This window comes from Sunxiuqinia sp. A32 (assembly GCF_052690465.1).
The window spans coordinates 127,255-140,843 of record NZ_JBQYLI010000008.1 but is presented as its reverse complement, the minus strand read 5'-3'; the positions used below and the strand labels follow the sequence as shown (position 1 = coordinate 140,843).

Here is a 13,589-nt window from a genome sequence, read left to right as displayed (position 1 = left end):
ATAAATGGAGTAATTTCTAATTACCTACTTCAAAGCCGGAAGCAAGTAATCCCAAATCAAGTTTAGCTCAGCTTGCATATCCTGCACCTTGGAGGTTGCAACCAAAACTGCATCCTTTTCAGGTACCATGATAATAAACTGGCCTCCTGCCCCATCTGCACGAAACGCATTGTGACGGCACCTCCACATCTGGTATCCATATCCCTGCATCCAGTCGTCGGTAGCCAATAATCTTTCCCTGGTTTCCTTGTCTGCGTCTTTCGGTAACTTTGTAATTTTAGCAGTTGATGCTTCTTCAATATAAGATGCTGCCAATAATTGCTTGCCATTCCACATTCCTTTCTGTAGTATAAACTGCCCTAATTTAGCCATGTCTTCTGTTTTTACAAATAAACCGGAACCTCCAACATTTATTCCCTGTGGACTTTCGTCCCACTTGGCTCCTGTAATTCCCAACGGCTCAAAAAGTCGGGGAGTTAGATAGTCAATGACTTTTTCGCCAGTTACCTTTTGAATAATTGCAGAAACCATAAAAGTTGCCATGCTACTATATTCAAACTTTGTTCCTGGCTCCGCTATAAATGGAACAGCAAGCATTGATTTAACCCAATCGGTACTTCCTTCACTCCTCACTTTATTCACCAAGGTTAGATCCTGACCAGCTGACATCGTTAACAAATGACGAATCTCCAATCTTTCTAACTCAGGAGAAATTTCAGAAGGTAGCTTATCTGGGAAAAACGAAATTACTTTATCGGACACATTCAACAGATTTTCCTGCACTGCGAATCCGAAAGCCATGGATGTATACGTTTTGCTCACTGAATTCATGACATGAAGTTTGTCAGCAGCATTATTTCCATACCAGTCTTCAAATGCTACATTCCCATGACGTAGTACCATCAGGCTGTGCAATTCAAGTCCACTTTCTTTCATTGCATCCACAAACTTGGCAACATTTCCAAGATCAACATTTTCAGCTTCTGCTGTACTACGAGGTAACGTTTTGAGCTCGTCTCCTCCTTTTTCAGATTTATTTTTTGCCTGATTAGTGCAAGCACAAATAGCAAAGAACAGGAAGATTCCGAATGACAGGGTTACGTAAAATTGTTTTTTCATAAGTTTTGTATTAATTGCCGACTGTCATTAACAAACTGCAGAACGACAATAGTTTGATTATGCTTAAAATTGTAATTATTGAATTGTTTATCAGGCAGAAAACCTTGTGAATACCTGATAATTAAAGGATGTCCCAAAATGATTTTCGAGACATCCGTTCTAATATGCTTAATATCGTTCAACCTAATTGAATTCCTATTTGACGTAAATATCCATCTGATTCAGGTAATCGTTACCATGCCATCCCCCATCTGTCAAAAACATTAAGTAACGACCTTTCAGTTCTTCTTCAAATTCCATCGATGTTGCGAATCCTCTTCGTCCACCTCTGGAAACATAAACACCAACATATTCCCATCCATTTTCTTTTGGATCACCAGCTATATCAGCAGATTTATCTGAAATCCACATACTGAATATTTGATTTCCCCGATCTCGAAAACGATCAACATAAAGGTTAATCTTGTCTATCGAAACGGATTTCTGCAAATCAAAAACAAATCTTCCTTCTCCGTTATCAAACCAGACGGAATCTGACAAACTTCCTGATTCAGAGTTCAGAACTTGAGACACATCAAAATCTACACTCTGAAATTCTTTCCCATCATTTGATTTACCTGTGGCATAATAAGTTGCGCTAACTTTGTTACCAGAAGAGATATCTGCATAATCGGTTTTTGACGGAGGCGTTTTCACAACAACGGTATCCATCCCTAACCTTCTTAAGTATGCTTTAAATCGTGGATTATTTAGCATTCTCTCATCCAAATCCTCACCATAGAAAAGTGGTTTTTGAATAAACTTTATCGACTTCAAATCGGGTGTGATGTATTCCTTTACACGCAGTTCTGCTGGTTTATTACCCTTAAAATCATCATATAGTTTCTGAACCGGCATTACATCCTCATTAACTTTATTTGCAACCGTAATTGCGAATACTTTAATCTTACTATTCGATGGAAGCGTAATTGATTTTGCTCCTTTGGGAAGAGTCAGCTCATACTTATAAAGATAGCTGTATTGATAAGCATCATTTGCACCAGGAGAATGGCGATGAGAAGCATACCAAGCAATATTGTCGCGTTTAGAATAAGCGTTTGTAATTTCCGAAACTTTCAAATTATTCATGTAAAGTTTACGGCTATAATGCTGACCAACCCATCCTGTCCAATCTTGAACACTCAAGTTACTTTTTTGACTTCCAATTTTAAATGTACCTTCCGTATCTTCCGTAGCAGCAGCAAGAATATACAATTTATTGAAATCACCTTTTGGCAACTGAATTTTCTGTCCCTGGGCAGCAACAACATTATTCACACCATCATCGCTACTTCCAATTTTAAAACTGATATCTTCACTGGCAACCATCGGCGGAAGCAATTCAGCAGAAAGAGAAAGACTATCCACCATATTACCGTCTGCTCTGTTTCCATCAAAACTGATAGCATCCTGATTAAATGGCAAGTCAATACTTCTTTGTTCTGGCAATGAGGTCTCCAGACTTGATTTTTCAAGCTTAACAGCAAAACTTTTCATAGAAAAATGGCTCATATCAAAATTCAATTGGCCATTTTTGATACTGGCCTCTCCAATTTTATTTTCCTGACCATTAACTTCATAAGCATCTATAACTTTACCAGGAAAGCTCACGCTAACATCATCTGCATATTTTCCAAAAAGTTCATTAAACCGAACAATGAAATAATCACTTTCTTCTGCCTTTTTGAAAGCCATTAAACCAACTTTGTTCGTATTCAGTTTTACCAGTGAAAACTCTTTACCTAGTGAGCCATCATGCTTTGAGGTTTCAAATCCAATAAGTGGATCATTCACAAAACTCCCCTGCCATGGGGTATTCGCATAAACCCAATCACCAACATGGGGATAAATGGCATACTTAAAATCGTGAATTCCCCAGTCCTGAGAACCTTGATACACATACGAGTTTGCTCGTGGTGTATACATCAAAGTAAGCCGCAACGTACTATCGTCCGGCTTGTCTGAACCATATTTACAATCTTCAAGAATTGATACTCCGTAATTGTTAGGCCTGTCAGTCAAATCAAACCATTGACGACTTGGAACCTCAAATTTCACTTCGTTATTTGTTGTGCGCTGAATAGCTGCAGTATTCAAGCCATAAGTTGCAAACTCGTTGGAAACTGTAGTTGGAAATGCAGCTTTCAAGCAAACTTCCTTCGACTGCCAATCAATCTTATTATTAACCTTAATTCGCTTACCAGCTTCGCCAGCAGCTAAACTAACGATCTGTGTAATTTCTGAGTTCTGACCTTTTTTAGTAATTTCAAGAGCAACCCGAACCGGACCTTGCTCAACAATTTTCACACTTACATCTTTGTTCATGAAATCAATCGGCGGATTTTTGCGATCTTGCCAATCCATGTTCCACGCTGGCCATGACTGAGGAGTCTCTTTTTGAAATTGAAGAGATGCTGGTTCTGAAAGCACTTCTCTTGCTGCTTTTTTATCGTAAATACTTGAAATATCGCCGTTATCATCAACAGTTACCTTAAAATAATCATTCTCAAGTGTTTGTCCCTCAACTACCAATGATGACTGATTTTCATCATTATCAGTAACGCGAACATCATAAACAGACAAGCCAGCTGATGGAAGTTTTGCTATAAAAATAAACTTAACCTTATTTCCTTTAATTGAAATAATTTGTGATGAAACCTTATTTCCCTCCTTGTCAAAAACTATAATATTCTTAGGTGTTTTTGCAAAACTAAGTTCAGCAGTCACAACGTCTTCTCGTTCAATAGCAACCGGATTGTAAACGATCAAAGCTTTTCCTTCAACCTGCGTATTCAACTGATGTGAAATTGCACTTACCGAATTCTTAATAACCTCAGAAAAACCATTCATTGCAATGAATTCATCATTCCACGCATATTCATATGCCAGAGTCGTACTTGTTCCCGGAAGAATATCATGAAACTGACTTCCTAAAACCAAATCCCATGAATTGTTAATTTTCGCCATAGGATAAGTTGCTCCCCCCATCCAATCAGCTATTGAAGCCAACTGTTCTGCAGATCTGGCAAGCTCCTCATTCTTGCGGTTTGCACGTTTCATAAACGCTTGCGAAGTTTGTGATCCGGAACTATGTTCAGTCAGCAATAAATCGCCCTTAAAAGTTGGTAATTTTGCTTGTAATTCAGGAGTAATATCCCGGAACATCTGATCCGAAGATGTTAGCACAACTTTAAAGTTGCTATCGTCATGCCGAATGCTACTAACTGCATTGATAACTGATTCTTCTCTTGGGGCACCACCAATATCGCCTGTTCCATAATAACGAAAATCAAAAGAGATCCCGTATTTATTAATGTTAGACTCCATTCGATCTGTCCATTCCTTGTTTTTATCCAATCGTTCCTCAATACTACTTCCATAGCTCGTTGCATTCAATGCAGCCAGCAATCCTTCTCCATCCGGACCTTCCCACACACCAACATTAAAAGGCAGCCCGTTTGCAGACCCCCAAGTTAACTTTTGAGTTGAAAAGCCGAGTAAGCCTGCATGCTTCCACACGGAAGGCATTGTAGCCACGAATCCAAAGCAATCGGGAAGCATATAGTCATAGCTCACTTTACTAAATTCACGCTTAAAAAATTGATTTCCATAAAGAACCTGACGAATAACTGATTCTGAAGATGATATATTTACCTCCCCTTCATCAACCGAAGATCCAGAAACAAACCATCGTCCTTGCTTGATGTAATCACATACTTTTTTATAGGATTCCGGATAATACTCCTTCATCATATTATACCGACGGGAGCCTGTAAAATTAAATACATAGTCAGGGTACTTTTCAAGGAGTTTAAAGTTATCCTCCATCGTATTCTTAATGTATTCATTAATAGTTGTTGGAAATTCCCAATTCCATTCCGTATCGAGGTGAGCATAACCAATAGTATACAATACTTTATCTTTAGAGATATCGTATTTTTCTCTTTTATCTATTTGCTGTGCAAACAATAAAAAAGGCAAAATTCCTGAGACCACAAGAAGGTACAAACGTTTTCTCATTTTATTGATTTTTTTTAATTGGGTTAGATTGAATTACTTACTAAATTATTGCAAAAGTGACTAGATATCAAGTTTCTAATCTGATATTATTTCATTTGCTGTTGTATAATTTATTCAGTTTCTATAATCAATTCCTTCCCCTCCAACAATTGGCTATGCGAAACAAAATAGTTTTCTATTGATTGATCATCATAAGTGATACTTTTTATTTTCCTCCCTGAACCTTTTTTGGTAATTGTAAATGGCTTGCCATGCAGATTAAAGGTCACTTTATCAAACAGTGGAACGGAAACGATATACTCAGGATCAGCTGGTGAATAAGTGTAAATGCCCATAGCATTGAATACATACCATGCAGACATTTCGCCAGCATCGTCCATACCTGCGTACGCCAGTTTATCGGCTCCCATGTCATAATAATGGTTCATAATGCTGTCAAGGACAACCTGTGATTTTTCCTGTTTATCAATGAAGTAATATGTATACGGAATGCTATGACCAGGCTGATTACCATGACAATAGTTACCGATAAACCCTGTAAGGTTAGCTACTTCATAGTTTCCGTAAGGTTCAGAGAAAAGTGAGTCTAATTTATCCTCCACAGCCTTGCTATCGGGATAAAGCTCAATCATTCCTTGTGGGTCGTGAGGAGCAAAGAACAATGCATTCCATGCATTAGCTTCTCTATACATATATTGATAATACGGATAATACGGATCGAAATCTTCAATCCAACTGCCATCATCAATGCGACCGCGTAAAAAACCGGTGGACGGATCGAACACTTTCTTATAGTTATCCGAACGTTCCATTAATTCTTTGTAGTTCTCCATATCACCAAGTTCTTTTGAGATCAGCGCTATTGCATAGTCGTCGTATGCATATTCCAGTGTTTTAGTCACAGCTCCTTTATATTCGTCCCAGAAAGGCACGTTCACAGTATCCTTCTCTGCAATCCAGCCCCTTTTCAAATATTCATCCAAATAAGGTCTACCACCTCTTCCGGGAACAAAAGCGTTCTTCAGTAACAACTGGTAAGCACGGTTTAGATCGAAGTCCTTTATTCCACGTAGATAGCTGCCGGATACAAATGCTGATGCATGGTCGCCATGGAAAAAAGTAGGCATATAACCGCCTCGTTTCTCACCCTTGTCGATAATTGATTTTATTACATCAAGGGTTACATCCGGCGAAATCATACCCAGCAAAATTAACTTGTTACGATAATCATCCCAGAAAGAAGGATCGGTATATTTATTAAAGCCGTTGTTTACCACCTGACCAAGCTCATCGGTATATTCATAATTGACATCGCTGCGTAAAGTCGGCCACAAGAACGAACGATATAAACAGGAGTAAAACAACCCCTTCTCTCGCTCGGTGCCACCTTCTACGGTAATTTTGCCAAGCAATTTCTCCCAAGTGGTGTCTGCTTCATCTTGTACCTGCACAAAACTTTTGTCCACCATTTCGGCATCCAGGTTCATCTTTGCATTCTTTACACTTACAAAAGAGAAACCTATTTTCACTTCCAACGGTTCACGGCCCTTGCTGTCGGCAAAATGCACTATGCTCACTTCATCGCTTTCATTTTCCTTCACCTGTTCAATGTCGTCAATCGGGTAATTCGATATCGCGTAGTAATATATTGTCCCTTCTCCACTTTGCATACCGGTGAAGGTGTGGTCATCAATTTTTTGAATATTCCATTCCCTTACGCCATTGTTGGAGCGTTTTACATTCACGAGCAATTCCTTTTCATCGTTTTCCTGAAAAGTATATTTATGAAAAGCACAACGCAGAGTGGAGGTTAGTTCCGCATTAATGTTGTATCTGTTCAAGTACACTTGATAGTAACCAGGCCGCGCCGTTTCATTATCGTGGCTAAAAGTAGAGCGATAGTCGGTTGCAGTTACTGTTCCTGTTACAGGCAGGATCGGCAAATGCAGCAAATTCCAGTGCCCTTTGCAGGTGTGCGAAAATCCATAGATTACACTGTCTTCGTATTGATACCCGGCACCACTGCGAAATTGGGTCACCGGGCTTAATTGCACCATAGCGTTCGGAACCGATGAGCCAGGGAATACTTCCGCACCCCAGGTGCGGTTTTTTGATTTGCGGACATACCCTAAGTCTTTGGGTTCCCAAAGCGTTGCTGTACCCAACAGAGGATTAACATAGCTGGTTAATTTATTATTGTTATGTTGCGAATTTGATTTTGAACTGCAAGCTACAATAACTGTAGTCAAAGCAATCAACAAGGTTTTAGTAAAAAAAGAAACTGTTCTCATTTTTATTTTATTTATTTTCGTCTAATTCAATTCCAAAAAGTGATAAATATTTTCCAATACTAATAAACTTCACATAAGGCAATGAAAGGTAGAAATCCATCTCTTCGTCAGTCGAACGCCATTCTTCAGCCCAAATATCTTCAAGCATCGTCATCAACGGTTTTTGAACTCCTTTTTCCTGCGCACTTTCGAGCAATTCTTTAAATTTTGCTTCCGTGCGCCAAAACCGGTTGTGTCCTGTTACACTTCCATATTGCAATTCTTGACCATTATTAGGACCAAGTGTTAGATAATCCATACTGTTATAACGAGGAATCACATAAATTGAGGATCCATCAACACCTACCCATTCTGCAATCTCAGTGTCGAGTCCTGATTCATATCCATAAGGAGCCCACTGAGTTCTGTTAACAGCTGCTTTTATTCCAAATGATTTCAATATTTGAGGCATCTGGGCAAAAGTTCCATGTTCCTGATTACTATAAATAGTAACCTTTGTATCTAAATTCTTTTCAATTGCTTCGGTACCGTACAAAAATTGTCGCATAATTGATTCACCATTCACTATCAAATTAAGCGGTTCGCACCACGTGCCACCTACAATTTCAATACTTCCATCTTTTAAGAACGGTTTTAGCTTTTCCAGGTACTCCGGTTCATTCTTATTCATCTGTACCCAGCAACTACCTCCAATTTCCCAGGTACTTGCGTAATTTGGATATTTTCCGGAACTGATGCGATCCATTTCTATCGCCATTGTTTTGGTATGTCTTTCAATTGGCTTTACAAAACCATCGTGATAACCGGAAGAAAAATAAACCACCTTATTATCATCAGAAATTTTACTTGAACTTGCTTTCCCAGGCAAAGTTGCTGTAAAATAGTTTGGAAGTGACCAACCCTCTGGCTCTGCATTCAATGATTGTGCGACACTGCATTCACTACGATCTCCCAAAAGAATCATTGCACCGTCGAGTTCAATCGTTTTAATTTCCCAGGGGCGCATATTAAATTGAGTTGCCAATTTTTCCGACTGAACTAAATTATGGGAGCATTCGATTAAACTTGCATTTGAATCACCAAACTGAATAGAAACCTCATCTTTTTGTCCGGCCCATTCCCACAAGCGTACATATATTTTTCCTCCACGCTCAAACAGTGCGGTAGCAATGGTTGTATTTGAATTTATATTAAGAAAGCTGGCTTTCTCAGGCAAATCAGATTGAATCTTTTTCGATTGAAGCTCGATTACTGGACGTTGGTATTCATTTGAAAGCAATGTTATGCGCGCTGTTCGCCAATCGCCGGAATAAGGAATAAAACGATTGCGATAGGTTTCTTTGCCCTTCAAAATCTGTTTACCATTACCATAAACGTATCTTTTGGGAGCAAATGAAATAACATGTTTTATACATGAATTCTCTTCCTCATACCCATAACCAGACTGACCAATATTAAAATGCGCAATGTTTCCCTTATCAGATTCCATCGCCAAATAATTCAAACTTTCGATTGATTTCGATTTATCTGCCGGCCATGTCAGGTAAGGTGTATTTTGTAAAATGTTTGAACTTGCTTCCGAAATATCACAGTTGATGCAGAGTTTTCTTTCATGCTGATAATAATGCACACGATGAGGATTCTCCTCAATATCTGCCGGTTCCGGTCCAAAATAACTGCCGTCACCATAATCAATTGTTGTTTCATAGTCTATGTACTGACCATTTGCAACTATTTTATGCACGTATGATAAACCGTTTATCTCGCCTTCAATTTCTGCAAATGCTGTACTTTTGTCTTTGCTAAGCCAGTTTTTTATTTTTTTAGGCTTATCCGTTCGGGTATCAAATTGTGAACCACCACTATACAATGTCATATACCCAATTGAAGCCGGATTGCTTAATCTATTGCCAATCAGGGTTTCTAAACACCCATCTTTCGAAACTCGAATTTTGAAAGAATCTGTTTCAAACCAATTATTCCAAGGCAATGTTTCCTTGTTCTCACTTTTACCGGAATTATTTAATACAGCATAACCAAATCCGGGAACTTCGTCGTTATCCTCACCCAAATTCCGACTCCATGGCAATGTATTAATTGCAACAGAAGAAGAATTGATCTTTCCTGCGAGAAATTTTAACAGACCGTCCCTGATTTCAGTTGCTAACTTTTGGGATTGCTTACACCATTCAATGCCAGTTTCGTCGGCCAAACATACGTGAACGTCATGGTTCTGTGAATTCAGCATGAGTTTCCAGGCTTCATCCAAACGTGAGGACGCATTTTTTAATCCCAGCATAAAAGCAAAGGCTGCCAGGGTTTCAGTGTCCAGCAGTTCATTCTCGACTTCCTGTTGTAGAATTCTAACACGATCTCCCCGAATTCCCCAGGGAAAAGTTGAAACAAAATCCTGCTGAGTAAGATGCACCGCTGGGATCGTCTTACTTTCTTTTTGAGGAAGAGAACAATTAATTGCAAATGCCGGTAACGTTACCGCTGCTCCGGCTAAGGAAACATCTTTGATAAAGATTCTTCTTTTCATGATTAGTAGGCTTTATTTGTTGGTTTATTTTAGTTATTTAAAAAAATCTATTCTTTAGCAAACGGTATCCCGTTTACTTCACAACTAAAAATCGTTCGCAAAAGGGTGATCTTACTGGCACTGGTGATCCATTTTGCTTCAATAATCCGTTTTTCGGATCGATTCTGAAAACAACCGCATTGTTACTATCCTGATTCGTAACCAATAACCATTTACCAGTTGGATCAATTTCGCAATTACGAGGTGTTTTGCCTTGAGTAGATATGTGTTGTATTAAACTCAAACTTCCAGATTCTTCATCTACTGAAAATACAGCAACACTATTATCTCCACGATTCGTAGCGTATATAAACTTTCCGCTTGGATGAAGCAGGATTTCAGCGCATGTGCTTATTCCGTAAAAATCTTTAGGTAATGTTGAAATCGTTTCCAACTCAGACAACACTCCTTCAGATGCATCCCAGCTATAGCGAATGATGGTGCTTCCCATTTCATTTATCAAATAAGCAAACTCGCCTTTTTCATCAAAGATGACATGACGAGGTCCTGAGCCGGGAGCCACCTTTGCATATTGAACATCGTTTGGCTCAAGTTTCCCGGTTTGAGCATCAAACCGATATACAAACAGTTTATCCACTCCTAAATCCGGCACCAAAACAAATTTGTTTGTTGGATCGACAAGGATACAATGAGGTCTGGCTTGTGTCTGGCGTTCCAGATTAATACTCGTTCCCGAATGTTCAAAAAATGCAGTACGCTCTCCAATGCTGCCATCTGGTTGCAAGGCATAAACTGCGATACTCTTCCCATCATAGTTAGCAACCATCAAAAAGTTACCTGTAGCATCCAAACAAACGTAACTCGGATCACCACCAAAACTTGGCTTTGTATTTAATAGCGTGAGTTTTGCCGATGAAGGGTCTATTGTGTATGCACTAACATCACTGCCGGGAGCGGAGTTACATGTGTAAAGCCGCTTCCCATCAGGATGAATTAGAAAATATGCCGGTGCAACTGCCTCTAACAAAAATTCTGGAGTGGAAAGAATACCCGTTTCCGTATCAAAATGAGCAAGTGAAAATCCATACCCTTCTCCTTTGCCATGCGAGCCAAAATAAACGTATAAATCGGTACTACAGACCGAACCTGCCAACAAAGAAAATGCAGCTAACAGTATGGATCGTAAATTGGTAAAAGCAAAAACTTTTTTCATTATTGATTATCTTATTTTAATAATATGCACCGGCAATCAAGCAGTTATAATTAGCTCCCTAACGAAGAAGACATGGAAGGTGCAGCCGCGTTCGGAGAACTTCCCCATTCTTTGTTTGGACGATTACCCATTTCAAGAATAAGTTTTCCTCCATTAATAATGTCTGAATGAGAAAACCATACTTTATCAAGAGCTTTGCCATTAAGGGTTGCCGACTGAATGTATTTGTTTTGAGCAGAAACATTTTTAGCTTCTACAACGAATGTTTTTCCTCCTCCAACATTAATTGTCGTCTCCTCAAATACGGGGCTACCAATATCATAAACAGGCTGGCCGGGGCATTGGGGATAAAACCCCATAGCGCTGAAGGCATACCAACTGGTCATTGATCCACCATCTTCATCACCGCACAATCCAAAAGGAGTTGCATCAAACCAAAGATCCATTAACATTCTTACTTTGTTCTGTGTCATCCAAGGCTGTCCGGCATAATTATACAAGTAAGGAATATGAAACGAAGGTTCGTTACCCATACAGAACTGGCCAACCAAACCAGTCATATCAGGCATTTGACCTAAAAAAGCAAGCTTATCGTACGACCGTCCTTCAATAAAAAGCGCATTCAATTTATCAACAAATTGGTCTCTTCCCCCCATCAGGTTAATCAATCCCTGAACATCGTGCTGTACATGCCAGGTGTAAGTCCATGAATTACCTTCGGCGAAATAACCTTCTCCGGCAAAACCACCAGAAAGCTTTGGATCAAATGGTTTTACCCATTCACCGTCTGCTGTTTTTGGCCACATAAATCCGGCTTCTTTATTAAACAGATTCTGATAGTTATGAGCCCTTTTCATGAATAATTGATAATCATCATCTTTTCCCAAAGCTTTAGCAAACTGGGCCAGACACCAATCATCATAACAATGTTCCAGCGTTACTGAAACTGATTGTCGTCTGTGCCAAGGGTCAACTTCTTTCACCCACTCATCCACTCCAACTTCAGGTAGCCAGGTAATTTGATAAGGCATTTTCACATAAGCCTTTTGATAAAGTTCCCGATCAGTCATCACTTTAACCGCACCATCTTCTTTTGCATCTTTGCGAACAGTTAAAGCCGGGAAAAAACCGTTGTCGAAATAGCATTGTTCAAGTTCTGTCACATACCCCGCATCTTTCCATGGAATCATAGTCGCTTCCAAATGGTTTTTCTTCAGGCCTTCATATGCTCTTTCCACATCAAAACCACGTAAGCCTTTTAGATACGAATCCGCGATGACGGCTGTTGAATGGTGACCAATCATTGCCCCGGAACTAGGAAGCCAGCCGGTTTCTTCGTATGCGCTCACAAAATCCTGAATCGCTTTTACATTATCTTCCGGATGAATGATACCTTGTAATGGATAAGCACACCGATACGTATCCCAAACATTACCCATATAAGTAGAGCGCGTGCGATAAAGTGAACTGTAAAAAACAGTTCGCTGTTTTTCTGTTCCACCTTTAATTTTGATCAATCCAAGTTCATCATTCCACAGCTCCTTTGCCTGGTCTTTCACTTGATCAAAAGACTTTGAACCCACTTCCTCCTTTAGAAAACTTTGAGCTTCATCCTGGCTTTTAGTTGAAATACCGATTTGAACTTCCAAAACTTCACGTTCCTTCGTAGCATAGCTAATATACATCCCGGCACGTTCACCAGATACCGATTTTGCCCCGGATGAAATTGATTCATTTTTCCAACTTCCGCTAGCAGCTAATGGTTTATTCAACTTAGCAGTAAAGTAATAGGTAACATCGTTGCTTGGATAGGTGGAACGATTTCTTCGACGATATGAGGCAGTGCCTTCCAATGTATTATTATCCTTGATTTCAACAGCTGCATTTCCTCTCAAATTCAACAATAAATTTGAAGTAGTATTTTCAGGCAAAGTAAACCTAAACAAAAGCGTATGGTCGGTGAGAGTATACTCAGTATTGATATTTGGGTCTTCCAGCAACACCTGATAGTAGTAGGGTGTCGCGGTTTCCAAATCATGATCGAATGTTGAAGCATTTTCTTTTGCACCAATTTTTACTTCACCTGTATTGATCATGATGTTGGCAAAATCAGTCGGAAATCCAAATAACTTATCTGACAGGTAGGAATCCTGAACTTCTGGATTAAACGAGGGAAACAAGCCTACAGAACCACCGGGAACTTTGATCACTGGGGTTAAACCTCTTGTTTTAGGATTGATGGTTCCAATGTATGGATTCACATAATCCACTGGAGTTTTCTCGCTTACTGGCGTTTGACATTGGATATTCAAGCCTAATATGGCAACAATGGCAAAGAATAGATTTTTAAATTTCATGATGTTTT

6 protein-coding genes are annotated in these 13,589 nt (G+C 39.3%); all 6 read right to left on the bottom strand.

Annotated features, from left to right (window positions below):
- Positions 1–24: 24 nt before the first annotated feature.
- A complete protein-coding gene (locus ACUNWD_RS10440; protein ID WP_445587747.1) occupies positions 25–1,119 on the bottom strand; it encodes a serine hydrolase domain-containing protein in 1,095 nt (364 codons plus the stop codon).
- Positions 1,120–1,314: 195 nt separating this feature from the next.
- Positions 1,315–5,178 carry an alpha-mannosidase gene (locus ACUNWD_RS10435; RefSeq protein WP_445587746.1) on the bottom strand — a complete coding sequence of 1,288 codons (3,864 nt, stop codon included), beginning with the start codon at positions 5,176–5,178 and terminating at the stop codon, positions 1,315–1,317.
- 110 nt (positions 5,179–5,288) lie between these two features.
- Entirely contained in the window at positions 5,289–7,469 is a 2,181-nt protein-coding gene (locus ACUNWD_RS10430) for a GH92 family glycosyl hydrolase (RefSeq protein WP_445587745.1), read from the bottom strand.
- 7 nt (positions 7,470–7,476) lie between these two features.
- Positions 7,477–10,011, bottom strand: coding sequence for a glycoside hydrolase family 38 N-terminal domain-containing protein (locus ACUNWD_RS10425; protein ID WP_445587744.1), 2,535 nt, complete (start codon positions 10,009–10,011; stop codon positions 7,477–7,479).
- 73 nt (positions 10,012–10,084) lie between these two features.
- Positions 10,085–11,224: a lactonase family protein gene (locus ACUNWD_RS10420; RefSeq protein ID WP_445587743.1), complete on the bottom strand. Its 1,140-nt coding sequence runs from the start codon at positions 11,222–11,224 to the stop codon at positions 10,085–10,087.
- Between the two features lie 50 nt (positions 11,225–11,274).
- Entirely contained in the window at positions 11,275–13,581 is a 2,307-nt protein-coding gene (locus tag ACUNWD_RS10415) for a GH92 family glycosyl hydrolase (protein WP_445587742.1), read from the bottom strand.
- Positions 13,582–13,589 lie beyond the last annotated feature (8 nt).